Source organism: Kosakonia sp. (assembly GCF_032104925.1).
Classification (GTDB): Bacteria; Pseudomonadota; Gammaproteobacteria; order Enterobacterales; family Enterobacteriaceae; genus Kosakonia.
This window is the reverse complement of the sequence record NZ_DAMCGF010000005.1, coordinates 249,799-276,676: the sequence shown is the minus strand read 5'-3', so window position 1 is coordinate 276,676 and position 26,878 is coordinate 249,799. Positions and strand designations below refer to the sequence as shown.

Annotated in this window: 24 protein-coding genes, 1 tRNA gene and 3 other RNA genes; 18 read left to right on the top strand and 10 right to left on the bottom strand. The window is 55.4% G+C overall.

Annotated features, from left to right (window positions below; genetic code table 11):
• Nucleotides 1-2 precede the first annotated feature (2 nt).
• Nucleotides 3-644, bottom strand: coding sequence for a chemotaxis protein CheC (locus tag RT644_RS12890; protein ID WP_045507574.1), 642 nt, complete (start codon nucleotides 642-644; stop codon nucleotides 3-5).
• Nucleotides 641-1,012: a response regulator gene (locus tag RT644_RS12885; protein ID WP_020455700.1), complete on the bottom strand. Its 372-nt coding sequence runs from the start codon at nucleotides 1,010-1,012 to the stop codon at nucleotides 641-643. The genes RT644_RS12890 and RT644_RS12885 overlap by 4 nt, the downstream gene beginning before the upstream one ends.
• Before the next feature lie 412 nt (nucleotides 1,013-1,424).
• Between RT644_RS12885 and RT644_RS12880 the strand changes: the two genes are divergently transcribed.
• On the top strand, nucleotides 1,425-3,044 hold the full coding sequence (locus tag RT644_RS12880) for an ABC-F family ATP-binding cassette domain-containing protein (protein ID WP_313626929.1): 1,620 nt from the start codon (nucleotides 1,425-1,427) through the stop codon (nucleotides 3,042-3,044).
• Between the two features lie 45 nt (nucleotides 3,045-3,089).
• On the opposite strand, the gene RT644_RS12875 is transcribed toward RT644_RS12880, so the two are convergent.
• Complete coding sequence (locus tag RT644_RS12875; RefSeq protein ID WP_020455698.1) at nucleotides 3,090-3,383, bottom strand: HTH-type transcriptional regulator; 294 nt, start codon at nucleotides 3,381-3,383, stop codon at nucleotides 3,090-3,092.
• Nucleotides 3,384-3,773: 390 nt separating this feature from the next.
• Between RT644_RS12875 and RT644_RS12870 the strand changes: the two genes are divergently transcribed.
• On the top strand, nucleotides 3,774-4,487 hold the full coding sequence (locus RT644_RS12870) for a DUF3053 domain-containing protein (RefSeq protein ID WP_020455697.1): 714 nt from the start codon (nucleotides 3,774-3,776) through the stop codon (nucleotides 4,485-4,487).
• A 58-nt stretch (nucleotides 4,488-4,545) separates the two neighbouring features.
• Here RT644_RS12870 and ghrB read toward each other — a convergent pair whose 3' ends face one another.
• The 5 genes from ghrB to RT644_RS12845 form a co-directional block, all read right to left on the bottom strand.
• Nucleotides 4,546-5,520: a glyoxylate/hydroxypyruvate reductase GhrB gene (ghrB, locus tag RT644_RS12865; RefSeq protein WP_313626927.1), complete on the bottom strand. Its 975-nt coding sequence runs from the start codon at nucleotides 5,518-5,520 to the stop codon at nucleotides 4,546-4,548.
• Complete coding sequence (locus RT644_RS12860; RefSeq protein WP_313626925.1) at nucleotides 5,517-6,806, bottom strand: MFS transporter; 1,290 nt, start codon at nucleotides 6,804-6,806, stop codon at nucleotides 5,517-5,519. Before RT644_RS12860 ends, ghrB begins: the two co-directional genes overlap by 4 nt.
• A gap of 81 nt (nucleotides 6,807-6,887) precedes the next feature.
• Nucleotides 6,888-7,829, bottom strand: coding sequence for a sugar kinase (locus RT644_RS12855; RefSeq protein WP_313626924.1), 942 nt, complete (start codon nucleotides 7,827-7,829; stop codon nucleotides 6,888-6,890).
• A complete protein-coding gene (locus RT644_RS12850; protein ID WP_313626922.1) occupies nucleotides 7,822-8,583 on the bottom strand; it encodes a sugar phosphate isomerase/epimerase in 762 nt (253 codons plus the stop codon). Before RT644_RS12850 ends, RT644_RS12855 begins: the two co-directional genes overlap by 8 nt.
• Nucleotides 8,584-8,695: 112 nt before the next feature.
• Nucleotides 8,696-9,712: a LacI family DNA-binding transcriptional regulator gene (locus RT644_RS12845; RefSeq protein WP_313626920.1), complete on the bottom strand. Its 1,017-nt coding sequence runs from the start codon at nucleotides 9,710-9,712 to the stop codon at nucleotides 8,696-8,698.
• A gap of 190 nt (nucleotides 9,713-9,902) precedes the next feature.
• Here RT644_RS12845 and RT644_RS12840 point away from each other — a divergent pair, with 190 nt between their 5' ends.
• Nucleotides 9,903-12,233, top strand: coding sequence for a molybdopterin guanine dinucleotide-containing S/N-oxide reductase (locus tag RT644_RS12840; protein WP_313626919.1), 2,331 nt, complete (start codon nucleotides 9,903-9,905; stop codon nucleotides 12,231-12,233).
• Here RT644_RS12840 and RT644_RS12835 read toward each other — a convergent pair.
• Both RT644_RS12835 and tag read right to left on the bottom strand, forming a co-directional pair.
• The gene (locus RT644_RS12835) at nucleotides 12,196-12,642 is read right to left on the bottom strand and encodes an N-acetyltransferase (protein ID WP_020455690.1); all 447 of its coding nucleotides are present in this window, start codon (nucleotides 12,640-12,642) and stop codon (nucleotides 12,196-12,198) included. The two genes, RT644_RS12840 and RT644_RS12835, sit on opposite strands and share 38 nt — an antisense overlap.
• Nucleotides 12,623-13,201, bottom strand: a complete 579-nt coding sequence (gene tag / locus RT644_RS12830) for a DNA-3-methyladenine glycosylase I (RefSeq protein WP_045507587.1) — start codon at nucleotides 13,199-13,201, stop codon at nucleotides 12,623-12,625. Before tag ends, RT644_RS12835 begins: the two co-directional genes overlap by 20 nt.
• A 148-nt stretch (nucleotides 13,202-13,349) precedes the next feature.
• On the opposite strand from tag, the gene RT644_RS12825 reads away from it, so the two are divergent.
• The 15 genes from RT644_RS12825 (at nucleotide 13,350) to bcsQ (ending at nucleotide 26,865) form a co-directional block, all read left to right on the top strand.
• The gene (locus RT644_RS12825; protein WP_020455688.1) at nucleotides 13,350-14,039 is read left to right on the top strand and encodes an autotransporter domain-containing protein; all 690 of its coding nucleotides are present in this window, start codon (nucleotides 13,350-13,352) and stop codon (nucleotides 14,037-14,039) included.
• Between the two features lie 242 nt (nucleotides 14,040-14,281).
• Nucleotides 14,282-15,484: an MFS transporter gene (locus RT644_RS12820; protein ID WP_020455687.1), complete on the top strand. Its 1,203-nt coding sequence runs from the start codon at nucleotides 14,282-14,284 to the stop codon at nucleotides 15,482-15,484.
• Nucleotides 15,485-15,599: 115 nt separating this feature from the next.
• Nucleotides 15,600-16,031 (top strand): organic hydroperoxide resistance protein, encoded by a 432-nt coding sequence (locus tag RT644_RS12815; RefSeq protein WP_017458241.1) that lies wholly within the window; start codon nucleotides 15,600-15,602, stop codon nucleotides 16,029-16,031.
• Between the two features lie 214 nt (nucleotides 16,032-16,245).
• The gene (eptB, locus tag RT644_RS12810) at nucleotides 16,246-17,928 is read left to right on the top strand and encodes a kdo(2)-lipid A phosphoethanolamine 7''-transferase (RefSeq protein WP_160268404.1); all 1,683 of its coding nucleotides are present in this window, start codon (nucleotides 16,246-16,248) and stop codon (nucleotides 17,926-17,928) included.
• Nucleotides 17,929-18,019: 91 nt separating this feature from the next.
• Nucleotides 18,020-18,096, top strand: a tRNA-Pro gene (locus RT644_RS12805).
• A 36-nt stretch (nucleotides 18,097-18,132) separates the two neighbouring features.
• Nucleotides 18,133-18,265: non-coding RNA, RtT sRNA (locus tag RT644_RS12800), on the top strand.
• 36 nt (nucleotides 18,266-18,301) lie between these two features.
• Nucleotides 18,302-18,434, top strand: a non-coding RNA gene (locus RT644_RS12795) — RtT sRNA.
• 56 nt (nucleotides 18,435-18,490) lie between these two features.
• Nucleotides 18,491-18,588, top strand: a non-coding RNA gene (locus tag RT644_RS12790) — RtT sRNA.
• Nucleotides 18,589-19,268: 680 nt separating this feature from the next.
• Nucleotides 19,269-20,876, top strand: coding sequence for a dipeptide ABC transporter periplasmic-binding protein DppA (gene dppA / locus RT644_RS12785; RefSeq protein WP_044489521.1), 1,608 nt, complete (start codon nucleotides 19,269-19,271; stop codon nucleotides 20,874-20,876).
• Nucleotides 20,877-20,984: 108 nt separating this feature from the next.
• The gene (gene dppB / locus RT644_RS12780) at nucleotides 20,985-22,004 is read left to right on the top strand and encodes a dipeptide ABC transporter permease DppB (protein WP_045507596.1); all 1,020 of its coding nucleotides are present in this window, start codon (nucleotides 20,985-20,987) and stop codon (nucleotides 22,002-22,004) included.
• 9 nt (nucleotides 22,005-22,013) lie between these two features.
• Nucleotides 22,014-22,916, top strand: coding sequence for a dipeptide ABC transporter permease DppC (gene dppC / locus RT644_RS12775; protein WP_020455682.1), 903 nt, complete (start codon nucleotides 22,014-22,016; stop codon nucleotides 22,914-22,916).
• A gap of 10 nt (nucleotides 22,917-22,926) precedes the next feature.
• Nucleotides 22,927-23,910, top strand: coding sequence for a dipeptide ABC transporter ATP-binding protein (dppD, locus tag RT644_RS12770; RefSeq protein WP_020455681.1), 984 nt, complete (start codon nucleotides 22,927-22,929; stop codon nucleotides 23,908-23,910).
• Nucleotides 23,907-24,920 carry a dipeptide ABC transporter ATP-binding subunit DppF gene (gene dppF, locus RT644_RS12765; protein WP_020455680.1) on the top strand — a complete coding sequence of 338 codons (1,014 nt, stop codon included), beginning with the start codon at nucleotides 23,907-23,909 and terminating at the stop codon, nucleotides 24,918-24,920. Before dppD ends, dppF begins: the two co-directional genes overlap by 4 nt.
• Nucleotides 24,921-25,552: 632 nt before the next feature.
• Nucleotides 25,553-26,071 (top strand): cellulose biosynthesis protein BcsO, encoded by a 519-nt coding sequence (gene bcsO / locus RT644_RS12760; RefSeq protein WP_313626917.1) that lies wholly within the window; start codon nucleotides 25,553-25,555, stop codon nucleotides 26,069-26,071.
• A complete protein-coding gene (gene bcsQ / locus RT644_RS12755) occupies nucleotides 26,062-26,865 on the top strand; it encodes a cellulose biosynthesis protein BcsQ (RefSeq protein WP_020455678.1) in 804 nt (267 codons plus the stop codon). The genes bcsO and bcsQ overlap by 10 nt, the downstream gene beginning before the upstream one ends.
• The last annotated feature ends 13 nt before the right edge of the window (nucleotides 26,866-26,878 follow it).

The following is a 26,878-nucleotide window of genomic DNA, read 5'->3' as shown; positions in this document are numbered from 1 at the left end:
TTTCAATGCATTCCGTCTGGAACACTGCCGGTTTCTACGCGGCTGATATAAAGCCGGATCTGTTCACGTAAGTCACGCAGCGCGGACATATCAAGGATAAAGGCGAGATATCCCTGAATCTGCTGGCGCTCAAGCGCAAAATCGATGCGCAGCATCATCACCAGTGGGTCGTTGTCATCTTTATTCGGATTGAGGATCTGCTTGCTACTGCCCACACGAACGACGGGCAGCGAACCTTGCAGTTCTTTCTGGAACATATTGGCCAGCGTGCCGACACAGGCGTTGAGCACAATATTGCCGATTTCGCTTATCGCTTCGCGTTCCATCTCGCCCAACTCATGCGCGGGGATCAGGTCGCCGACCATCATGCGCACAATTTCAAAACTGGCGGCTTCAGGAAACATCAAAATCGCTTCGGTGGCATACGCGCCCTGATAGTGCTGGCTAATACCGAATAACGAGATGCCCGCGCCTAACTCTTCAGCGGCTTCAGAGCGCGGCGTAAAGCGGATCGTCGGCACCGACATACGCACTTCTTCATTGACGATATTGCTCATCGCGGCGGCGGCCTGACCGACACCGATGTTGAAAATCTCCATCAGGCTGTCGGTTTCAATTTCGCTGATATCCGGCAATTCGCTCATGGATGTGCCTCCAGATCGTTCAACAACGCGTGGAGTTGCGGCTCTTTCAGCGGTTTTGGCAGGAAGCCAAGACCGAGCGTTTGCGCAGCGGTTTGTATGGAGTGCTGAACGTTGGCGGTGAGCAGAATGATATGCGTGCCAGGGTGCGTCTGGCGGATGCGCGAAGCGGTTTCCATGCCTCCAATACCCGGCATGTTTACATCCAGCAGGATCGCAAAAGGTGTGTGCGCCGATGCCAGTTCGATCGCCTCTTCGCCCGTTCCGGCTTCGTCGATTTTCCAGTCCTTGTGCAGGCTGAGCACATACTGGCGTGAAATCATGCGTGACAGGCGGCTGTCATCGACAATCAGGATATATTTCGACATCATTCATTCTCGTCTGGTGATTCATTGCCTGAAAAGGACAATGCACAGCGCCCGGGGTGGCTCTCTTCCCTGATGAATGCGGCTTAACGTCTCAACATCGTTGTGTTTCACATAACGCGCTGTTTCGTTTTTTCCTTTGTTAAATTCTCTTCCCGGTTTACACGCATGGCCTGCTGCTTTTGGTTAAGTCACCATATTCATCGGCAATAACATGCAAATGATTAGCCTCTTTATGACGAGATGGTGAAAATTTAGCCTTGAAGAGGGCAGATGATGCGGCTATTCTTTGCCGCGACGAACTTCTCGTCTCACCGGAGCGCTTTCTGAAAATGAACAAACACGACTGATGAACTCGGATCCTTGCTAAACGCGCAGGCGTCGGCAGGGGATGTATTGATTTCATTCAGGAGTGCTTATGGCTCATTGCGCCCAGATCCCCGCTTTTATTTTGCATCAGCTCACCTGTCAGTTCGCGACGGGCGAGACGCTTTTTGGCCCGCTTACCCTCTCCCTTGAACCGTCACTGTGCGGCCTGGTGGGGCGCAATGGCGTGGGCAAAACACAATTACTCCGTCTGCTGGCCGGGTTAGCCACACCTGCCGGCGGGCATATCGAACGCTTCGGCACACATACGTATGTTGCACAGCAGCACGCGGTTTCCGCGCATACCACGCTTGCGGAACTGCTTGGTTACACAGACGTTTTCGCGGCCCGCGAGCGCGTCGAACAGGGCGCTTACCAGCCCGACGATCTCGACAAACTTGAAGGCTACTGGGATCTGCCGGAACGCCTGGCAGCGGCTTTTTCTGACGCCAGACTTCCCGCTTTTGACCCGAATAGACCTGCCATTACGCTGAGCGGTGGCGAGCGCGTGCGGGCACTGTTATGCAGTGCGTTTATCGCCAGGACGGATTATCTGCTGCTGGATGAACCGACCAACCACCTCGACAGGCAGGGGCGTGAGTGGTTTTACGCACAGCTGGCGCAGCGAAACAGTGGGGCGCTGGTGGCGACTCACGATCGCGAATTGCTGGCGCTGATGCCGCGCATTCTTGAGCTCACGCCCGCCGGGTTGCGCAGTTATGGCGGTAATTATGACGACTATCAGCGCCAGCGCGATGCGGAGCAGCAAGCCGCGCGGGCAATGCTTGAACACGCCGTCAACGAGCGTCGCCGTACCCGCAGCAGGATGCAAAAAGAGCATGATGCCAGCCAGCGGCGCTCGGCGCAGACGCTGCGAACGGTGGATTCGTTAAATATCGCCTCGTTTGAACGCGTGAAATACAAGAACGCGGCGAAAGAGCGCTCCGATAGCTGGCGCAAGCAGCACCGCGACCAGAACGACACGCTTAACACCGCCGTTAACCAGGCGCGCGAGCGGGTGGAAGAGGAGATGCCGGTACTGTTTACGCTGCCTGGCAGCCATCTTCCTGAAGGTAAGCAGGTGCTGGTGATGGAGGATGTGCTGCTGCCGCACGTAGCGTTTCCTCCGCTTAACTGGCGAATGGACGGCCCGATGCGCGTAGCGGTGCGCGGGCCGAATGGTTGCGGTAAATCGACGCTGCTGAAAGTGATCCTCGGTGAGCTGGCTCCCCGCGCCGGGCTGTGCCAGCGCGCGGTTACCTGCGCGTACCTCGATCAGCACTTATCGCAGCTCGATCTCTCGTTGTCGGTGCTGGCACATCTCAATTCTGGCGATACGCCGATGGAGGAGGGCCTGCTGCGCACCCGTCTGGCGCAACTGCAACTGGGGGCAGATAAAGTGGTGTTACCGATGGCGGCGCTGAGCGGCGGGGAGCGTTTAAAAGCGGCGCTGGCGTGCGTACTGTGGCGGCGTGAAGCCACGCAGTTGCTGCTGCTGGATGAGCCGACGAACCACCTCGATCTGGCGTCAACGCAGGCGATTGAAGCGGCGCTGGCGACATTTCCTGGCGCGATGCTGGTGGTGTCTCATGATGCGTCATTTCTTCAGGGATTAAAGCTTACGCACAGTCTGGTATGGCGGGAAGAGGGCTGGTACTGCGAAGCGGAGTAAGGTGGACATTAACCCCCGGATTATCGGGGGTTCTACCATCACTATTTATTCAATTAACTGCTTACTGAGCGTTGGGTTCGCATGAATCAGACGCATCAGTTTCATCTCGGTGGCAGTGGGTTTTATACGTTGTGATTCCCATTCATGCACCATCGATACTGAGACTCCCATGGCACGAGCGAAGTCATCAATTTTAAGCCCGGTTCCACGTCGCAATTGTTCAAAGTCACTAAAGTAATTCTGCTTCTTGCTCAGGGTTACCGGCTGCGTTACGTCATTTTTAAAAACAATTTGTTCCAGGCTGCTCAACAGCTCAAATTCTGGATCTTTATATTCCATCGAGAACTCCTCGTAAAATCACACAGCGGGATCGTGATACAGCTCATTAAGAATAGTCGTGAAAATTCCTGGTGTGGTGGTTGCGCCAGTGATTATTTATGCGTCGAAACGTTTTGATGCTGTTGAAATGCACGTTTTGACTTTCCGTTACCGCTTAATTGCTTGATTACGCTCAGGCTGCTTTTATTCAGTATATTTTTGTAAACCTTCAGCAGAATTTTCGATTAAGAATAATCTGTACCGATTCGCGGAAAATTTCATGCCAGGTCGGTTTCGCGCGTTTAAGAATGCATTGAAGGGGTATCTTGCGAAGCAGACCTGGACTATTCTTGTAAGCCTTCAGGCACGCGTGTGCCGGTATGCGCTTTTATGGGTGAAAGGAGTAACAAAATGGCGACAGGAAAGTCCTGCTCTCGCTGGTTCGCGCCTCTTGCGGCGTTATTAATGGTAGTAAGCCTGAGTGGGTGTTTCGACAAAGAAGGCGATCAGCGCAAGGCGTTTATCGATTTCCTGCAAAATACGGCCATGCGCAGCAGCGAACGACTGCCCGCGCTGACGGCGGATCAGAAGAAACAGTTTGGCCCGTTTGTCTCTGATTATGCTGTGATTTATGGCTATTCCCAGCAGGTTAACCAGGCGATGGACTCCGGTCTGCGTCCGGTGGTGGACAGCGTTAATGCTATCCGCGTACCGCAGGATTATATGACGCAGCGTGAACCGCTTCGCCAGGCCAACGGTTCGCTGGGCGTGCTGAGCCAGCAACTGCAAAACGCAAAAATGCAGGCCGATGCGTCGCATGCCGCGTTAAAGCAGGCTGACGATCTGAAACCGGTTTACGATCAGGTGTTTACCAAAGTGGTCACTAATCCGGCAAATGCTTTGCAACCGCTGATCCCGGCGGCGCAAGTATTTACCCAGCAACTGGTTCAGGTGGGTGATTTTATTGCTCAACAGGACACACAGGTGAGCTTTGTTGCCAACGGCATTCAGTTCCCGACGTCGCAGCAGGCCAGCCAGTATAACGCGCTGATTGCGCCGCTGGCCGCGCAGCATCAGGCGTTCAACCAGGCCTGGACAGCAGCCGTTACCGCCACGCAGCAGTAATCCGGCGCAGGCAAAAAAAAGAGGCGACAGGTTCGCCTCTTTTTTATTGCGCTTTGCGTTAGCGCGCCACTTGCGGGTTAACGCAGTTTTTCTCAACCTTACCGTTCAGCGCGTCGATCAGGTTATCTACCGCGCACTCCGCCATGTTGTAGCGCGTTTCAAGAGTTGCAGAACCGATGTGCGGCAGCGCCACGACATTGGGCAGCGACAGCAATGGCGAATCAACCGGCAGTGGCTCTTGCTCAAAGACATCCAGCCCGGCGGCGTGGATCTCGCCGTTTTTCAGCGCGTCGATCAGCGCCGCTTCATCAACTACCGGGCCGCGCCCGGCATTAATAAAGATGGCCGATTTTTTCATCATCTCGAACTGCTTCTTGCCAATCAGATGATGCGTCTCGTCCGTCAGCGGCAGCACCAGGCAGACGAAATCGGACTCTTTCAGCAGCGTGTCTAAATCGCAATAGCGGGCCTGGAAGTGCTCTTCCGCCTCGGTGTGGTGGCGACGCGCGTTGTAGAGGATCGGCATGCCGAAACCGAAGTGCGCGCGCTGTGCCAGCGCAAGCCCGATGCGCCCCATGCCAATAATACCCAGCGTTTTATGGTGCACATCAACACCAAACCAGTCTGGGCCAATGCCGGATGTCCATTCGCCCACTTTCACCCGCTCAGCCACTTCCACCACGCGGCGCGCGCTGCTCAGCACCAGCGCCATGATGGTATCGGCGACCGTTTCCGTCAGCACGGTCGGGGTGTGCATCAGCAGAATTTTGCGTGCGTTCAGCGCATCCACATCAAAGTTGTCATAGCCTACCGAGATAGTCGACGTGGCACGTAGCTGCGGCATTTTCTCCAGCAGTTCGCTGTCCACTTTTTCGCTGGAACCCAGCAACCCTTGCGCGCTGGCGAAGGCTTCAGCGTGTTGCGCCACCGTTTCCGGTTTCAGGTTCGCCACGCGGGTCACGGTGAAATGCGTTTCCAGACGTTGCAGCAAATCATCGGGCAAGGCTTTGTACAGGATGATGGATGGCTTCATGCGGTTCTCCCTTGTGATGGTGCGCCTGCCGGAATCTGCTTATTGTTAGCAGGCTTAACAATTAAAGTAAGCCATACGGAGGCGAAAAGCGCCACCCCCATAAAAATGTACGATGCGGACGGGCTGCCGGTTGCGCCGTTGAGATAACCCACCACCCAGGAGCCGCAGAAGGAGCCCAGCGCGCCCATACTGTTGATGAGCGCCATCGCCCCACCGGCGACATTGCGCGGCAGCATTTCAGGAATAATGGCGAAGAAAGGCCCATAAGGGGCGTACATCGCCGCGCCAGCAACCACCAGCAGTGAATAAGAGACCCAGAAGTGGTTCGCGCCAACCGCCCATGAGCCGATAAAGGCAAACGCGCCAATCAGCAGCAGCGGCCAGACGAACAGTTTGCGGTTTTGCAGCTTGTCGGATGCCCACGAGGTGAGGATCATCGCCAGCGTCGCCGCCAGGTAAGGCACGGCGGAGAGCCAGCCGACTTCCACCATGCCCAGGTTTTCACCACCGCTGCGAATAATCGATGGCAGCCACAGGACAAAACCATAAACGCCAATACTCCAGGCGAAATATTGCAGGCACAGCAGTACCACATTGCGTGAGCGGAAGGCTTCGCTGTAGTTGCGTACCGCTTTAATGCCCTGTTGTTCTTTATCAAGCTGGGTTTGCAGCGCGGTTTTCTCACTGTTCGACAGCCAGTTCACCTGCGCGGGTTTATCTTTTACCAGCACCCACCAGCAGAACGCCCAAATCACCGCCGGAATACCTTCGATAATGAACATTTCGCGCCAGCCGAAGGACTGGATCAAATAACCGGACACCACCGACATCCACAACACGGTCACCGGATTACCGAGGATCAGGAACGTGTTCGCGCGTGAACGTTCGGACTTGGTGAACCAGTTGCTGATATAGATAAGCATCGCGGGCATCACGGCGGCTTCCACCACGCCGAGGATAAAGCGGATGGCGGCCAGCATCGGGATATTACTCACCATACCGGTTAACGATGCACACCCGCCCCACAGGATCAGGCAGATAAAGATCAGCTTGCGCACGCTGCGGCGTTCGGCGTACACCGCACCCGGGATCTGGAAAAAGAAGTAGCCAAGAAAGAACAGCGCGCCTAACAGCGAGGAGACGCCTTTGGTGATGCCTAAATCGTCGTTAATCCCGGCAGCGGAAGCAAAGCTAAAGTTGGCGCGATCGAGATAGGCCAGGCTGTAGGTAATGAACACGATCGGCATGATATACAGCCAGCGTTTTGTTGAATTTGTAGCGTTCATAAGGTTGCCTCTGTGGTTGAGGTGGTAACCGCCTGTTTGTAGGGTACAGAGCGGTGAATCATGTTTTGGCGGCAGGGTGCGTTACAGCGTGCCCAGTTCCGCACGGGTTGGCAATCCTTCGCTGTCGCCCGGCACCTGGATAGCCAGCGCGCCGATGGCGTTACCGCGGCGTACCGCTTCGGGCAAGGTTTTGCCTTCCAGCAGGGCGCTTATTACACCCACGGCGAAGCCGTCCCCGGCACCGACCGTATCGACGACGTTCTCCACTTTTACTGGCGCAACGGCGCCCTGTTCTCCGCTGGCGGTTTTAAACCACGCGCCATCGGCACCGGTTTTGATCACCACCGCTTTGACGCCGCGTTGCAGATAGAAATCGGCAATCCCTTGCGGCGTGTTTTCGCCCGTCAGAATCATCCCCTCCTTCAACCCTGGCAGAACCCAGTCGGCCTGAAAGGCGAGGCGGTTGAGCTTTTCCACCATCTCCGCTTCGCTTTTCCACAGCACCGGTCGCAGATTAGGGTCAAATGAAATGGTTTTGCCCTGCGCTTTCATGCTTTGTGCAGCATGTTCCAGCAGTGCGTAAGAGGAGGCGGACAGCGCCGCCGCCACACCGCTGAGGTGTAAATGGCGGGCTTCGTTAAACAGCGCCGCGTGAAAATCGTCTGTCGAGAGGTGGCTGGCCGCCGAGCCTTTACGGAAATATTCCACGATGGGATCGGTTCCATTTTCGGCTTTAGATTTCAGTTGAAAGCCGGTGGCATAACGCCCGTCGAGCGTCACGCCAGCGGTACTGATATTTTCTTTACGCAGCGTATTGAGGATAAAGCGCCCGAAGCTGTCATCGCCGACGCGGCTTACCCAACTGACCTGCAAACCCAGGCGCGCCAGCCCGGTGGCGACATTCAGCTCCGCGCCTGCCGCCCGCTTGATAAACTGCCCGGCATCGGCCAGATCGCCGGTTTCGCTGGCGACAAACATCGCCATCGCTTCGCCAATCGTGATGACATCCAGCGGTTTATGCATGATGGGACTCCTCGCGTAACAAATTAACGTAATGACGGGTAACGGCGGTCAGATCCTCGCCCTCAAGCGGGAATTCGATACCGCGCGGCGCATCGGCCGGTAAGTTATTCAGCAGCGCCAGCCAGCGGGCATCGGCAGTGTCCGGCGGTACGGCGCGGAAACTGTCGCCATGGGTCACAGCGGCTTTGACATGGATATAACTGACCGCAGGCGCAAGCTGGCGTGCGGCGTTTTCAGGTGTTTCACCAACCCACAGCCAGTTACCGGTATCGAAGGTCAAACTCACCGGCAGATCCAGCGTGTGACAGGCAGCTTTAAAGCGCAGCATCGGCGCGAGCTTGCCGCAGGCGGTCTGGTCGTTTTCCACCACCAGCGGCACCGGGCTGGTCGCCAGCCAGTCGCGCAGCGTTTCGAGCGTAGCGTGATGGCGAAAGTGGCCGAGCGAGACTTTTAACCACTGGGCTTTCAGCGTCTGCGCTTCTGCCAGCAGGGCCGGTAAGCGCGGGTTCAGTGCGCCATCCGCTTCGAACAGCGCTTCCGGCGCGGAATAACAGACTTGCAGGTTGTGCAGGTCGATGGCGAAGGCCAGCGAGGCCAGATGGGTTAACGCCTCTTCGCTTAACAGCTCGCGGCGGATCTCAACGCCGTCGGCTCCGGCTTCGGCAATAATCGGCAGCAGGGCAATTTGCCCGCCCAGCGCCTCGATGCGCGTTTGGCCGTAAGCGGCGGTGACGACGATAATTTTTCTCTGCATTGTCCGACTCCCGGGCGACTTTCTCGCTTTCGTATGTCTTTAACGCTAGATGGAACCGGTTCCAAAGAAAAGTGCACTGTGCCGGAATTATGATCGTCATCACGAAGGATATTTAACGCGCTGTAGAACCGCGCACGATCAGTTCGCCGGAAAAAACGTGCTCGCGAACCGTGTCGCTATGGCCTTCGATGCGCCGCACGACTTGCTCGACGGCGGCAAAGCCAATTTGCCAGGTCGGTTGTTTGAGGGTGGTGATGCCAACGCCTGCCAGCTCGGCCCACTCCAGTTCATCAAAACCGAGCAGACCAATGTCGCTGCCCCAGTTCAGACCGATACGTTTTAGTGAACGCGCCACTTGCAGGGTGAGTGCGCCGTTGGCGGAGATAACAGCTTTGCGCATTCCCCGGTGGCTGGCATGGAACTGGCGCAGGGTATTATCGAGCTGCGCGGCTTCATGCAGCACAATTTCGGCGTTTTCCGCCACCATGCCGGGGTAACGGGCAAGCGTTGCGCGAAACGCGGCCAGCCGTTCGCGGCGGGTATTCACCGAGCCCAGCGGTTCACTCAGGAACAACAGCGCTTCGAAGCCCTGTTCAATCAGGTGCTCGGTGGCGGTGGTGGCAGCCTGGGTGTTGTCCAGACCAACCACATCGCAGGCGAAATCGGGGATTTTGCGGTCAATCAGCACCATCGGCAGCGAGGATTGTTGCAGCCGGTTTAGCCCCTCTTCACGCATCCCTACAGCGTTAACCACAATGCCCTCCACCTGGTAACTGCGCAGCAGGTCGAGGTAATGCAGCTCCTGATCGACTTCATTGTTGGTGTTACACATCAACGGTGTGAACCCTTTTTCGCGACAGGCAGCTTCAATGCCGCTCAGCACATGCACCGAATAGGGGTTGGTGATGTCAGCAATGATAAGGCCAATCAGGCGGGTACGACCGCGCTTTAACCCGCGCGCCATCAGGCTTGGGCGGTAGTCGAGATCGGCAATCGCCTGCTCAATACGTGCCAGCAGCGCGGCGGAAAGCAGATGTTTTTCACCATTCAGGTAGCGTGAAATACTGGTTTTTCCCGTTTTTGCCGCTTTCGCGACATCGCTGATTGTTGGCCGCGCCGTTTTCGCCATGGTTGCTTCCCTCACCGTGAATGGTTGCCCACACCTTAGCGCGAAATAGCGCGCAATCAAGCACTAAGCGAGGCTTATCACCCGCAGTGTGAGCGTAATGACGTTTAATTCTTTGCTATCGAGCTGCTGCTGTGGATGATAGAGCGCAAAACAAAATCGACACCACCTGCAACCTATCCAGGAGCACGCGTTGGCAAACTCTGCAATCAAAACTGTTCTCACGGCTGCCCACTGGGGGCCGATGCTGGTCGACACCGATGGCGAAAAGGTGCTCGCTTCGCGCGGCGCGCTGCCGACGCGTCACCCCAACTCACTGCAAACCGTTGTGCAGGATCAGGTCCACAGCCCAACGCGCGTGCGCTACCCAATGGTGCGTAAAGGGTTTCTCGCTTCACCTTCCAGCCCGCAGGGTGTGCGCGGCCAGGATGAGTTTGTGCGCGTTAGCTGGGATGAAGCGCTGACGCTGATTCATCAGCAGCACCAGCGTATCCGTGAAACTTACGGTCCCTCGTCGATTTTCGCCGGTTCTTATGGCTGGCGCTCCAACGGCGTGCTGCACAAAGCGGCGACCTTGTTACAACGCTATATGAGTCTTGCTGGAGGGTATACCGGGCATCTGGGCGATTACTCTACTGGTGCGGCGCAGGCGATCATGCCGCATGTCGTCGGCGGCAACGAAGTGTATCAGCAGCAAACCAGTTGGCCGCTTATCCTCGAACACAGCGAAGTGGTGGTGTTGTGGAGCGCTAACCCGCTTAACACGCTGAAAATAGCCTGGAACGCTACCGACGAGCAGGGCATTCCCTATTTCGATGCGCTGCGCAAAAGCGGTAAGCGGGTGATCTGCATCGATCCGATGCGTTCGGAAACCGTTGATTTCTTTGGCGATAGCATGGAATGGATTGCGCCACACATGGGAACCGACGTCGCGTTGATGCTCGGTATTGCGCATACGCTGGTGGAAAATGGCTGGCAGGATGCGGATTTCCTCTCCCGCTACACTGTCGGTTATGACACGTTCGCTACCTACCTGACCGGCGAGCGTGACGGCGTGGCAAAAACCGCCGAGTGGGCCGCAGAGATTTGTGGCGTTACTGCCGACAAAATTCGCGAACTGGCGGCACTTTTCCACGAAAACACCACCATGCTGATGTCCGGCTGGGGAATGCAGCGCCAGCAGTTCGGCGAGCAAAAACACTGGATGCTGGTGACGCTGGCGGCAATGCTGGGGCAAATCGGTACGCCCGGTGGCGGTTTTGGTCTCTCTTACCATTTCGCCAATGGCGGCAACCCAACGCGCCGCGCGGCGGTGCTGGCCTCAATGCAGGGCACGGTGAAAGATGGCATTGACGCGGTGGATAAAATCCCCGTTGCGCGCATTGTCGAAGCGCTGGAAAACCCCGGCGCGCCGTATCAGCACAACGGTATGGATCGCCACTTCCCGGATATTCGCTTTGTCTGGTGGGCGGGCGGTGCGAACTTTACCCATCACCAGGATACCAACCGGCTGATTCGCGCCTGGCAAAAACCGGAGCTGGTGGTAATTTCTGAATGCTTCTGGACGGCGGCGGCGAAACACGCGGATATCGTGTTGCCGGCGACCACCTCGTTTGAACGTAACGATCTGACGATGACCGGTGATTACAGCAACCAGCATCTGGTGCCGATGAAGCAGGTCGTCGCGCCGCAATATGAAGCACGCGATGACTGGGAGGTGTTTGCCGAGCTGAGCGAACGCTGGGAAGCGGGCGGCCGCGAGCGTTTTACCGAAGGCAAAAACGACCTGCAATGGCTGGAGACGTTTTACAACATTGCTGCCGAGCGCGGTGCCAGCCAGCAGGTGACGCTGCCGCCGTTCGCCGAGTTCTGGCAGGCGAACCAGCTTATTGAAATGCCGGAGAGCGAGCAGAATGCGCGCTTTGTTCGCTTTGCTGATTTCCGCCGCGATCCGCAAGCCAACCCGTTGAAAACGCCGAGCGGAAAAATCGAGATTTTCTCCGAGCGGATTAACAGCTTCGGTTATGCCGATTGCCCGCCGCATCCAATGTGGCTGGAGCCGGATGAATGGCACGGCAACGCACAACCGCAGCAATTACAGGTGCTTTCCGCGCATCCGGCGCATCGCCTGCACAGCCAGCTTAACTATTCCCGACTGCGGGAAACGTATGCTGTTGCTGGTCGCGAACCTGTCACGCTGCATCCTGCGGATGCGAAAGCGCGCGGGATTGTTGCGGGGGATGTGGTACGCGTGTGGAACCAACGTGGGCAGGTACTGGCGGGCGCGGTGGTAACCGATGGGATTAAACCTGGCGTGATTTGCATTCACGAAGGCGCGTGGCCGGATCTTGACCCTGCGGCGGGCGGCATCTGTAAAAACGGCGCGGTGAATGTGCTCACCAAAGATCTGCCCAGCTCACGGCTGGGCAATGGCTGCGCCGGGAATACGGCGCTGGCGTGGGTAGAGAAATATCAGGGGCCGGCGCTTACGCTGACGGCGTTTGATCCGCCTGCCAGTTCATGATCCACGTCGGGTGGCGGGTTTCTTCCTGCCAGGCGCTATCTTCGATACGAAAGCCCTGGGCATGATAGAAATTCACTGCCCGCTCGTTTTTCTGATACACCTCGAGGCTTAGCCAGTTAAAGCGCTGTTTGGCATGATCCATCAGCGCTTTGCCAATGCCACGGCCAATCGCGGCGGGGCGCACAAACAGCGCCCCGATAAACTGCGCGTCCATCACACTGATAAAGCCTTGTAACTCGCCGTTCTCTTCCCAGACCCAGGTTTTTGCCACCGGCAAATAGGCATCGCGCACCAGCGCTTCGCTGTCCTGCCAGTAGCGCACATCAATAAACGGATGGGCAAAGCTTGTGCTCTCCATCCACAGCGCGAGCAACGGCGACAGATCCTTGCTACGCCACGCGCGGATCATGCTTTCCTCCGGGATGACAGAAACAGCCGGTAATATGGTCGTTGACCAGCCCACACGCCTGCATAAATGAGTAACAAATGGTGGTGCCGACAAATTTGAAGCCGCGTTTTTTCAGCGCTTTTGATAACGCATCTGACGCCGGAGTGGAGGTGGGGATTTCCGCCAGCGTGGCGGCCTGGGTGAGTTGCGGGGTGTTATCAACAAAACCCCAGACAAATTCCGAAAATGGCTCGCCGTTTTGCGCCATCGCCAGATAGGCGCGGGCGTTGCCGATGATTGCTTCAATCTTGCCGCGATGACGAATAATGCCGGCGTCTTGCAGCAACATTTCTACCTCTTCGGCGGTCATTGCCGCGACGCGTTCTGGCTCAAATTGATGGAAAGCTTTGCGGTAGTTTTCCCTTTTTTTCAAAACGGTAATCCACGATAACCCTGCTTGTTGCCCCTCGAGGCAGATCATCTCGAACAGCTTTTTACCGTCCTTTTGCGCCACACCCCACTCGGTATCATGGTAAGCGAGATAAAGCGGATCCTGAGTAACCCAACCACAACGCTGCATATCCTTACTCCGTCTGTGATATGTAAAATAAACCTCTGCCTGTCTTGACGCACACCCCAGAAAGACAATATTTATTAAAGGGTCTTGACCCTAACAAACAACGATAACAATTACGCCGAATTCGGCTCTTCTCTGGAGTCGCAACTTGATGAAAATAAACCGCAGTGGCCTTTCGCTGGTGCTGCTGCCTGCTTGTCTGCTTTTTTGCCAGACGGCAGCGGCCTGGCAACAAGAATACAGTGGCAGCGACAAACTGAATGTGACCGCCGAACGCTACACCTGGGATAGCGATCGGCAGCCGCGTTATAACGACATTCTTGAAGAGCGCATCCGCTCGACGCAAAACTTGCCCGGCGTGGCGTTTAATCTGCCCGATGAAACCCCGCTGGATTCCATCAGCACCATGAGCATTGGCCTGAATATTCCGCTGGCGAGCAGCGTGACCACCGGCCCGGTTGCGGTGTGGCATTACGATGGCTCAATGACCTCAATGTATAACGAATTTGGCGACAGCGCGACCACCATGCAGTACAGCGATCCGCTGTGGCACGCCAGCGTAAGCTCGCTCGGCTGGCGCGTGGATAGCCGCTTTGGCGATCTTCGCCCGTGGGCGCAAATCAGTTTCAACCAGCAATTTGGCGAAAATGTCTGGAAGAGCCAGTCTGGTCTTTACCGCTTAACCGCCGCCAACCAATACGGCAACTGGATGGATGTCACACTCGGCGCGGACATGCTGCTGAATCCACATCTGGCGGCTTACGCAGCAATGTCGCAGTCGGAAAATGCCACCTTTGGGCAAAATTATCTCTACAGTATGGGCGTAAGCGCGCGGTTCTGATCGCTATTTAAAACAAACTTTTTACACTTAAGAAACAATCACCGCGCGTTTTATCGCGATAGTATGTACTAACTCACATTCAGGTTTCGGCGCGTGAAGTGATGCCCGTGCCATTCATTCCCGCTTACGTGCATTTCATTCCTTCTGACGCGCATTTCATGCCTTTTTTAGCCAGGCGTGAAATGCGCTTCGTTATTGTTGTCGGCAGTGAATTCCTTCTCTTTTTTTGCAGGACAACTGCCATGAATACACCATCTGCTCATCACACTCGCTGGCTGACACTGGTCGGCACCATTATTACGCAGTTTGCCTTAGGGTCCGTTTATACCTGGAGTCTGTTTAATAGCTCGCTTTCGGAAAAACTGGGCGAGCCGGTAAGCCAGGTGGCTTTCTCGTTTGGTCTGCTGAGCCTTGGCCTGGCGCTTTCTTCTTCTGTCGCCGGGAAATTACAGGAACGTTTTGGCGTAAAACGCGTCACTATCGCTTCCGGCCTGCTGCTGGGGTTGGGTTTCTTCCTTACCGCGCACTCCAGCAACCTGCTGATGCTGTGGCTGAGCGCTGGTGTGTTGGTCGGTGTGGCGGATGGCGCAGGTTACTTGCTGACGCTTTCCAACTGCGTGAAGTGGTTCCCGGAGCGCAAAGGGCTGATCTCCGCCTTCTCCATCGGTTCTTACGGCCTTGGCAGCCTGGGTTTTAAATTTATCGACAGCCAGCTGTTAGCCAGCGTCGGCCTGGAAAGCACATTTATGATCTGGGGCGCGATTGTACTGGTGATGATCGTTTTTGGCGCGATGCTGATGACCGATGCGCCGCTGCAAAAAGTCACCACTGCAAACGGCGTAGTAGAAAACGACTTCACGCTGGCGCAATCCATGCGTAAACCGCAGTACTGGATGCTGGCGGTGATGTTCCTGACCTCCTGCATGAGCGGCCTGTATGTGATTGGTGTGGCGAAAGATATCGCGCAGGGCATGGTGCATTTAGACTCGCTGACAGCGGCAAGTGCGGTGACCGTTATTGCCATCGCTAACCTCAGTGGACGTCTGGTGCTGGGCGTGCTGTCTGACAAAATTTCCCGCATCCGTGTGATTACGCTGGGCCAGGTGATTTCTCTGGTCGGTATGGCGGCGCTGCTGTTCGCACCGCTGAACGCCATGACCTTTTTCGCCGCTATCGCCTGCGTAGCGTTTAACTTTGGCGGTAATCTCACCGTGTTCCCGTCGCTGGTGAGCGAGTTCTTCGGCCTGAACAACCTGGCGAAAAACTACGGTGTGATTTATCTGGGCTTCGGTATCGGCAGTATCTGCGGGTCGATTATTGCTTCGCTGTTTGGCGGCTTCTATGTCACCTTCTGCGTCATCTTCGCCCTGCTGATTGTTTCTCTGGCGCTCTCTACCACCATTCGCCAGCCGCAACGCCGCGTTTACAAAGAAGCGCACGCCTGAAGGTAAAACGGTGCAGAAACCGCCGCAATGTCGGCGGTTTTTCTGTATCTGCCGCACACTCCCGCCAGAGCGACTATCCTTATTGGTCAGGTTCTACCTACTAAAGGAGTCTCAAATGTCTTTAGAAAAAGTGGTTTATCGTGCGAAAGCGAAAGCAACCGGGGGCCGCGATGGTCGTGCAACCTCCTCTGATGGCGTGCTGGATGTGAAGCTGGGCGTGCCGAAAGAGATGGGCGGCGCGGGCGGTGAAGTGACCAACCCGGAGCAGCTTTTTGCCGCAGGTTACTCCGCCTGTTTCCTGGGGGCGCTGAAACATGTTGCGTCGGTAGAGAAGAAGAAAGTGCCGCAGGAAGCCTACATTGAAGGCCAGGTAGGCATTGGCCCGTTGCCGACCGGTTTTGGTATCGAAGCGCAGCTGGATATTCACCTGCCGGGCATGGATCACCAGGAAGCGGAAGCGCTGGTACAGAAAGCACACATCGTTTGTCCGTATTCGAATGCGACCCGTGGCAATATTGATGTGAAGCTGAACGTGATCACCTCCTGATAGCCCATTTCTGTTACGGTTTTCTGACCCCGGCCATATTTTTTTGTAAAGATATGGCCGGTTAGCACTTCCTCATGACACTTTTCCGCGCCGCTATGGTCTACTTAGCGCGCTTTTGAAGTTTCCAGGAAAACTTCCTTCGCGTTTTATCACCCTGCGGACGTTAGCGAATAACGCTCGTCAGGTGCTTTTTTCTTTCTTCAGAGTTGCTTGCATGACTTATATCAAAGCGATGACGCAGCAGAAGCTCAGCTTCCTGCTGGCGATATATATCGGTCTGTTTATGAATTGCGCTGTGTTCTACCGTCGCTTTGATGGTTATGCACAAGCGTTCACCGTTTTGAAAGGGATCTCGGCGGTTGTTGAACTCATTGGTACGGTGCTGGTCACCTTCTTTCTGCTACGCCTTTTGTCGCTGCTGGGTCGCCGGGTCTGGCGTGTGCTGGCGTCGCTGGTGGTTATTTTCTCCGCTGCCGCCAGCTATTACATGACGTTTCTTAACGTGGTGATCGGTTACGGCATTATCGCTTCGGTGATGACCACGGATATTGATCTTTCCAAAGAGGTGGTGGGCTGGCAGCTCATCGCATGGGTGGTGCTGGTCAGCGCACTGCCGTTGCTTTCCATCTGGAGTAACCGCTGTCGCGACACGTTGCTGCGCCAGTTGAGCACACCGGGCGCGCGCATTCGCAGCGTGAGCATCGTGTTGCTGGCTGGTTTAATGGTATGGGGACCGATTCGCCTGCTCGACTTGCAGCAGAAAAACGCGGAGCGGACGTCCGGTGTCGATATGCCAAGCTATGGCGGCGTGGTGGCAAACTCTTATCTGCCATCGAACTGGCTTTCAGCGCTGGGCTTGTATGCCTGGGCCCAGGTAGATGAATCTTCCGACTACAAATCGCTGATCAACCCGGCGAAAAAATTTACTTATGTTGCGCCGAAAGATATCGACGACACCATGGTGGTGTTTATCATCGGCGAGACCACGCGCTGGGATCATATGGGGATGCTGGGCTACTCCCGCGATACCACGCCGAAACTGGCGCAGGAGAAAAACCTGGTGGCGTTCCGTGGTTACTCCTGTGATACCGCGACCAAACTCTCCCTGCGCTGTATGTTTGTGCGTGAGGGCGGGGCGGATGATAACCCGCAGCGCACGCTGAAAGAGCAAAACGTCTTTGCGGTACTGAAACAGCTCGGTTTTTCCAGCGATTTATACGCTATGCAGAGCGAGATGTGGTTCTACAGCAACACCATGGCCGACAACATTGCGTACCGCGAGCAGATTGGCGCCGAGCCGCGCAACCGTGGCAAAAACGTCGATGATATGCTGCTGATTAATGAACTGCAGGCCTCGCTGGATAAAGGTACTCGCGGTAAGCGATTGATTATTATGCATACCAAAGGCTCGCACTTTAACTATACGCAGCGCTATCCGCGCAATTTTGCGAAATGGACGCCAGAGTGTGTGAGCGTGGATGATAAGTGCAGTAAGGAAGAGCTGATTAACTCCTTCGATAACTCGGTGACATATGTTGATCACTTTATCGATACGGTGATTGATAAGGTGCGCGATCGCAAAGCGATTGTGTTCTATGCCGCCGATCATGGTGAGTCAATCAACGAGAAAGAGCATCTGCACGGCACACCGCGCAAAATGGCGCCGCCGGAGCAATTCCGCGTGCCGATGATGGTCTGGATGTCGGACAAATATTTGCAGGACCCGCAGAAGGCGCAGATGTTCGCGCAGCTCAAGCAGCAGGCGGCATTTAAAACGCCGCGCCGCCATGTTGAGCTGTACGACACCATCATGGGATGCCTGGGTTATACCTCGCCGAACGGCGGGATTAATGAGAACAACAACTGGTGCCATTTGCCGTCGCAGACGGCGAAATAAGCCGCTTGCTGGCTTTATCACCAGTCAGTTAGCTTTTTTACACGAAGGGATTGACGGGGCATGTCGGCGGCAGTAAGATGCGCCCCGCATTCGGTGATTGGCGCAGCCTGGTAGCGCACTTCGTTCGGGACGAAGGGGTCGGAGGTTCGAATCCTCTATCACCGACCAAATTCAGAAAAACCCAACCGTAAGGTTGGGTTTTTTGCTTTCTGCACCCGAAAGAGGATGAGAACCTGCGGGGGCAGAGGTTCGACCCGGGCGTAGCGAGAGAACGTTGCTTCAGCAACGGCCCGCAGGGTGAGCCACGCAGTGGCAAGTCATCCTCTATCACCGACCAAATTCAGAAAAACCCAACCGCAAGGTTGGGTTTTTTGCTTTCTGCGCCCGAAAGAGGATGAGAACCTCCGGGGGCAGAGGTTCGACCCGGGCGTAGCGAGAGAACGTTGCTTCAGCAACGGCCCGCAGGGTGAGCCACGCAGTGGCAAGTCATCCTCTATCACCGACCAAATTCAGAAAAACCCAACCGCAAGGTTGGGTTTTTTGCTTTCTGCGCCCGAAAGAGGATGAAAACCTGCGGGGACAGAGGTTCGACCCGAGCGTAGCGAGAGAACGTTGCTTCAGTAACGGCCCGCAGGATGAGCCACGCAGTGGCGAGTCATCAGAGATGATGTGTCTGCATAACGCCTGATGAACGAAATTCCTCCTCCTGTGCCAACGTGCGGTTTCGCCACGGCGATGTATAAACCTGCTTAACGCAGTAATACCTGGCAAATTTGCCGAAATCTCCCTTATCCCCATTTCCCGCTGCCAGTTCACTATTTTGTGCGATATTCCATTGTATTTTTTTATATATGTTTGAATCTTTTTTCGCGTTGCTTATGGATAGAGGCAGCATTTTCACCTGTGCGTTTTAACGTTCGCGGCATTAATCGCTCAGATATTCAGCATTTCGCAAGAATTTTTTCATTATCTGCATGAATGTTAATCACTGATTACGGAGAATTAATAAGCGCATTATTCTGGCATCTTGCCGCTAGCACAAATTTCCCTGCTGAAAACAGGCGTCTGAAGTTTTTTTTAACTTTGTTTACCGATTCTCACCGTCGTTGTAAATCCCGGTTACCTGTATTGACGTTTTGACATTCTGTTGACAGATTGTAGGGCGTGAGGGGCATTTCAAGGAGAATCTGCACTGCAACTCAGTCAACCTTGTGAAAGGAATCCCCATCTCTCATAACGCCTTCGGGCACAACCGACCAGACCGGGTAAAAATCTAATAAAGGGCTGTCGGATATACCCACTGCATGGGTAACAACACATATCACATTGGAGCAGAATCAATGAGTATTTCCTTGAAGAAGTCAGGGATGCTGAAGCTCGGTCTTAGCCTGGTGGCAATGACCGTCGCGGCTAGCGTGCAGGCTAAAACCCTGGTTTATTGTTCTGAAGGCTCGCCTGAAGGCTTTAACCCACAGCTTTTCACCTCTGGTACCACTTACGATGCCAGCTCCGTGCCAATCTATAACCGCCTGGTAGAATTCAAAACTGGCACCACGGAAGTGATTCCGGGTCTGGCTGAGAAGTGGGATATCAGCGCCGATGGCAAAACCTACACTTTCCACCTGCGTAAAGGCGTGAAGTGGCAGGACAACAAAGATTTCAAACCGACGCGTGAATTCAACGCCGATGATGTCGTCTTCTCCTTCGATCGTCAGAAAAACGATCAGAACCCGTACCACAAAGTTTCTGGCGGCAGCTACGAATACTTTGAAGGCATGGGTCTGCCGGACCTGATTAGCGAAGTGAAGAAAGTTGACGACAACACCGTTCAGTTCGTGCTGACTCGCCCGGAATCACCGTTCCTGGCTGACCTGGCGATGGACTTCGCGTCCATTCTGTCCAAAGAGTATGCAGACAACATGCTGAAAGCGGGCACCCCGGAGAAAGTTGACCTGGATCCGATCGGTACTGGTCCGTTCCAGCTGCTGCAATACCAAAAAGACTCCCGCATTCTGTACAAAGCGTTTGAAGGTTTCTGGGGCACCAAGCCGAAAATCGATCGCCTGGTCTTCTCCATTACGCCTGACGCGTCAGTACGTTATGCCAAACTGCAGAAAAATGAGTGCCAGGTTATGCCGTACCCGAACCCGGCTGACATCGCACGTATGAAGCAGGACAAAAACATTAACCTGATGGAACAGGCTGGCCTGAACGTCGGTTATATGTCCTTCAACACCGAGAAGAAACCGTTTGATGACGTGAAAGTGCGTCAGGCGCTGACTTACGCGGTGAACAAAGAAGCGATCATCAAAGCGGTTTACCAGGGCGCGGGCGTTGCGGCGAAAAACCTGATCCCGCCGACCATGTGGGGCTATAACGACGACGTTAAAGACTACACCTACGATCCTGAGAAGGCGAAACAGCTGCTGAAAGAAGCCGGCCAGGATAAAGGCTTTACCGTTGAGCTGTGGGCAATGCCGGTACAGCGTCCGTACAACCCGAACGCTCGCCGTATGGCCGAGATGATTCAGGCTGACTGGGCGAAAGTGGGCGTACAAGCCAAAATCGTTACCTATGAGTGGGGTGAATACCTGAAGCGCGCGAAAGCGGGCGAACACCAGGCGGTAATGATGGGCTGGACCGGCGACAACGGGGATCCAGATAACTTCTTCGCGACCCTGTTCAGCTGCGCAGCGGCTAAAGACGGTTCCAACTACTCTCGCTGGTGCTACAAGCCGTTTGAAGATCTGATTCAACCGGCGCGCGCCACCGACGACCACAACAAGCGTGTTGAACTGTACAAACAGGCTCAGGTTGTGATGCATGACCAGGCTCCGGCGCTGATCGTCGCTCACTCCACCGTTTACGAGCCAGTGCGTAAAGAAGTCAAAGGCTATGTGGTTGATCCGTTAGGTAAACACCACTTCGAAAACGTGTCTGTTGAATAATAAGCACGGTGCCTTTTCCCTCTCCCCTCTGGGGAGGGGGAATTTACATTTGTGAGCAATACAGACGCGCCGTCGCCAGGCGTAGCGTCACTACTGAGAATCCGGGTTATGTTGCAGTTCATTCTCCGACGTTTGGGGCTGGTTATCCCAACGTTTATCGGTATCACCCTTCTCACCTTTGCCTTTGTCCATATGATCCCCGGCGACCCGGTAATGATCATGGCGGGTGAGCGTGGTATCTCTCCTGAGCGTCACGCCCAGTTGCTGGCCGAGCTTGGTCTCGATAAGCCGCTGTGGGAGCAATACGTCAACTATGTGTGGGGCGTGCTGCATGGTGACTTAGGTATTTCGCTGAAAAGCCGTCTTCCGGTGTGGGACGAGTTCGTACCGCGTTTTAAAGCGACGCTGGAACTCGGCATCTGCGCCATGATTTTCGCGGTGGCCGTAGGCATTCCGGTGGGCGTAATGGCCGCTGTGAAGCGCGGCTCCATCTTCGATCACACCGCCGTGAGCCTCGCGCTGACCGGTTACTCCATGCCTATCTTCTGGTGGGGCATGATGCTGATTATGCTGGTTTCGGTACAACTGAACCTGACCCCGGTTTCCGGGCGCGTCAGCGATATGGTGTTCCTCGACGACAGCAATCCATTGACCGGCTTTATGCTGATTGATACCGCCATCTGGGGTGAGGACGGAAACTTCATCGATGCCGTTGCGCACATGATTCTGCCCGCCATCGTGCTCGGTACTATTCCGCTGGCGGTGATAGTGCGTATGACGCGCTCGTCGATGCTGGAAGTGCTCGGTGAAGACTATATCCGCACCGCGCGCGCGAAGGGGCTGACCCGTATGCGCGTGATCATCGTTCATGCCCTGCGCAACGCCATGCTGCCGGTGGTGACGGTGATCGGCTTGCAGGTCGGCACACTGCTGGCGGGCGCGATCCTGACGGAAACCATCTTCTCCTGGCCGGGTCTGGGGCGCTGGTTGATTGATGCACTGCAACGCCGTGACTATCCGGTGGTGCAGGGCGGGGTACTGCTGGTCGCGACGATGATTATCCTCGTCAACCTGCTGGTCGACCTGCTTTACGGCGTGGTGAACCCGCGTATTCGGCATAAGAAGTAAGGGGCCATCATGTCACAAGTCACTGAAAATAAAGTTGTCTCCGCACCGGTGCCGATGACCCCGCTGCAGGAGTTCTGGCACTATTTCAAACGCAACAAAGGCGCGGTCGTCGGGCTGGTTTATGTGGTGATCATGCTGATCATCGCCGTGTTCGCTAACGTCCTCGCCCCGCACAACCCGGCGGATCAGTTCCGCGATGCGCTGCTTGCGCCGCCGGTCTGGCAGGATGGCGGCACCTGGTCGCACATCCTCGGTACCGATGACGTTGGCCGCGATACGCTGTCGCGCCTGATGTTCGGCGCACGTTTGTCGCTGCTGGTCGGCTGTTTAGTGGTGGTGTTGTCGCTGATCGCCGGGATTATCCTCGGTCTGGTCGCCGGTTATTTCGGCGGCGTTATCGACAACATCATTATGCGTATCGTCGACATCATGCTTGCGCTGCCGAGCCTGCTGCTGGCGCTGGTGCTGGTGGCTATTTTTGGCCCGTCGATAGTTAACGCCTCGCTGGCGCTCACCTTCGTGGCCCTGCCGCACTATGTGCGTCTGACGCGCGCAGCGGTGCTGGTGGAAGTGAATCGCGATTACGTCACCGCTTCCCGCGTGGCCGGTGCAGGCGCGATGCGCCAGATGTTCGTCAATATTTTCCCTAACTGCCTTGCGCCGCTGATTGTTCAGGCGTCGCTTGGTTTTTCCAACGCCATTCTCGATATGGCCGCCCTTGGCTTCCTTGGCATGGGTGCGCAGCCGCCAACGCCGGAGTGGGGCACCATGCTCTCCGACGTGTTGCAGTTCGCACAAAGTGCCTGGTGGGTCGTGACCTTCCCGGGTCTTGCGATCCTGCTGACGGTGCTGGCATTTAACCTGATGGGTGACGGCCTGCGTGATGCGCTCGACCCCAAACTGAAGCAGTAAGAGGCTCGAGATGGCGTTATTAAATGTAGATAAGTTATCGGTGCATTTCGGCGACGTTGGCTCCGAATTCCGCGCCGTAGACCGCGTAAGCTATAGCGTAAGCCAGGGCGAAGTGGTCGGCATCGTGGGCGAGTCCGGCTCCGGTAAATCGGTCAGTTCGCTGGCGATTATGGGGCTGATTGATTTCCCGGGCCGCGTGATGGCGGAAAAACTGGAGTTTAACGGCCAGGATCTGAAACGCATTTCGGAAAAAGAGCGCCGCAGCCTGGTGGGCTCCGAAGTGGCGATGATTTTCCAGGATCCGATGACCAGCCTGAACCCGTGCTACACGGTCGGTTTCCAGATTATGGAAGCCATTAAGGTACATCAGGGCGGGAATAAGAAAACCCGCCGGCAGCGGGCGATTGACCTGCTCAACCAGGTGGGTATCCCCGATCCGGCTTCGCGTCTGGACGTTTACCCGCACCAGCTTTCCGGCGGCATGAGCCAGCGCGTGATGATTGCGATGGCGATTGCCTGCCAGCCGAAGCTGCTGATTGCCGACGAACCGACAACCGCGCTGGACGTGACCATCCAGGCGCAGATCATCGAGCTTTTGCTGGAATTGCAGCAAAAGGAAAACATGGCGCTGATCCTGATCACGCACGATCTGGCGCTGGTGGCGGAAGCGGCACACAAAATCATTGTGATGTATGCAGGCCAGGTGGTGGAAACCGGCGAAGCGAAGGATATCTTCCGCGCGCCGCGTCATCCCTACACGCAGGCGCTGCTGCGCGCGTTGCCGGAGTTTGCGCAGGATAAAGCGCGTCTGGCCTCGTTGCCGGGCGTGGTGCCGGGCAAATATGACCGCCCGACAGGCTGCCTGCTGAACCCGCGCTGCCCGTACGCCACGGACAAATGCCGCGAGCAGGAGCCGGAACTGAACACCGTCGATGGCGGCCGTCAGTCCAAATGTCACTACCCACTCGATGACGCCGGGAGGCCGACACTATGAGTACGCACGAGGCCACCTCGCAACAGCCGCTGTTGCAGGCTATCGACCTGAAAAAACACTACCCGGTGAAGAAGGGGCTGTTTGCCCCGGAACGCCTGGTAAAAGCGCTGGACGGCGTGTCGTTTACCCTTGAGCGCGGCAAAACGCTGGCGGTGGTGGGCGAATCCGGTTGTGGTAAATCCACGCTGGGCCGCCTGCTGACGATGATTGAAACCCCGACCGGCGGTGAACTTTACTACCAGGGGCAGGATTTGCTGAAGCACGATCCGCATGCGCAAAAGCTGCGTCGGCAGAAAATCCAGATCGTCTTTCAGAACCCGTACGGTTCGCTGAACCCGCGTAAAAAAGTCGGGCAGATCCTCGAAGAGCCGCTGCTTATTAACACGTCGCTCAGTAAAGAGGCGCGTCGGGAAAAAGCACTGGCGATGATGGCGAAAGTCGGCCTGAAAACCGAACATTACGACCGTTACCCGCATATGTTCTCCGGTGGTCAGCGCCAGCGTATCGCTATCGCCCGTGGTCTGATGTTGGATCCGGATGTGGTGATCGCCGATGAACCGGTTTCCGCGCTGGATGTTTCCGTACGTGCGCAGGTGCTGAACCTGATGATGGATCTGCAGCAGGATTTGGGGCTCTCTTACGTCTTTATTTCGCACGACTTATCGGTGGTTGAGCACATTGCCGATGAAGTGATGGTGATGTATCTCGGCCGCTGCGTGGAGAAAGGCACCAAAGAGCAGATTTTCTCGAACCCGCGACATCCGTACACCCAGGCGCTGCTTTCCGCGACGCCGCGCCTGAACCCGGACGAGCGCCGCGAACGTATCAAACTGACCGGCGAGCTGCCAAGCCCGCTTAATCCGCCGCCGGGCTGCGCGTTTAACGCCCGTTGCAGCCGTCGTTTCGGCCCTTGCACGCAGTTGCAACCGCAGTTGAAAGACTACCGCGGGCAACTGGTGGCTTGCTTCGCCGTCGACCAGGATGAAAACGGCGAAAAACCGCACGTTTAATCCCCACGTTATGCCTGGTGGCCCGGCGTTTACCGGATCTACGCAGTGTTGTAGGTCCGGTGATGGTGGTGCCATCAGGCATTATCGTTGCTGGCCTTTTTCCTTATAAACATTCTTGTTGTATTTAGAAATTTCCAAAAATAGCTGGCAATGTCGTGGTGAAATAATTTCAACGGGAATAATGAGTTGGGGAAATACTCCGTTTTAATACCACTCTAAATATTTCCAGATATTTCATATAGTAATATAAAATTAACAATAATTTAAAGGGTGATAGTGTATTTGTCTTTTTAACCATTTAAAAAAGATATTATAACTAAGTGATTTATCTTAAGTATGAATGTTGGTGGGCGATTTTTGTTTAATCGCGTCATTTACACTTTAATAGATTTCGCGTGAAAAAAAGATGGCGCATCTATAGCCAATGTTTATATATTTGCTGAAATTAAACAGCGTTTTAGCCCTACTAAACTTTGGCACGTAAAAACCAGGCTGAAAACCATCGCTGAAGTAAGACTTCGTACCCGCGTAAAACCGCACCGCCACAATTAAAACCCATCACTTGATGCTATCAGGACACCAATCCTGACGGTGATGGACGCAATTTTATTTTGTAAATCATGAGAATAACTATGGGTCATTACGATGATTTGCAGAGGTTTAAGGATAAGACTCGCAATCAGAAGCACGATTTTAAAGATCTCTCTGCACAGAACCTCGCACAAGACCAGAGCAGTTGGGCAATCATTAATCAACTTTCTCCCGCCACGGATGAATCCATGCTGGCGATGGGCGGTCATGTGTCACTGCCTGTCCCGCAATCCGTCGATCCTGAGGTGTTTGCCGCGCAACAACGTGCTGCGACGGTGGATGAGGTTGTGCCTGCACCTGCGCCAACAACCTCTCTGCTAAAAGACGTCGCCAGCCAGCTCGATGCAGTGGCTCCGGCGTTCAACGCCGCCGCCTACGCGCCTGCGCCTGCGCCTGCAAGCGTAGCACCGGTTATGCAGCTTCCATCGCCTGCGAATCCTTCTTCGGCTCCCGTCAGCTATGCCCGGCTTTTCGCGGCGAAAGCGGCGGAGGAGAAGCCCCGCGCGGAAAAAAATCAGCCCTTACACTCGTTGTTAGAAAGGATCGCTTCATGCCGTTGATTTGTGTGTGTTCGCCGAAAGGCGGTGTCGGAAAAACGACCCTGACGGCAAATCTGGCCTACGCCCTTGCCCGCGCAGGCAGCAAAGTGCTGGCGCTTGATTTTGACGTACAAAACGCGCTGCGTTTGCATTTCGGCGTACCGCTGTCGGACGGGCGTGGGTATGTGGCGCGCGCGGCGGATTCCTCCGACTGGAGCCAGTTTGTGCTCACCGCGGGCGGCAATATTTTCGTGCTGCCGTATGGTGATGTCACGGAAGCGCAGCGCGTTGCCTTTGATGAGCGTTTAACCAATGACGAGCATTTTCTGACGCGCGGCCTGAATACGCTGCTCAACTATCCGGGCTTGATTATCGTTGCCGACTTTCCTCCGGGGCCGTCTGCGGCGCTGAAAGCGATGTCGCGACTTGCGGATGTGCATTTAGTCACGCTGCTGGCCGATACCGCCTCGCTCTCACTGCTGCCGTATATCGAAAATAACCGTCTTACCGGCGATGTGCTGAACCGCAAAGCGGGTCACTACTTTGTGGTGAACCAGAGCGACAACCGTCGGCAAATCAGCCGCGATGTTACTGCGTTCATGGAACAACGTCTGGGCAATCAACTGCTTGGCGTGTTGCATCGCGATGAAAGCGTCGCTGAAGCCAATGCTTCTCAGCAGTCGGTATTTGATTTCAGCCCGGCGTCCGCCGCGGCGTTCGATATCGAACTGATTGCTAAACGGGTCGCCGGAATTTTGGGCGTCAAAATCGGTGACGGCACGGTACACAACTCACCACGCATGTCAGGCTTCTAACGCTTCGGGCAAC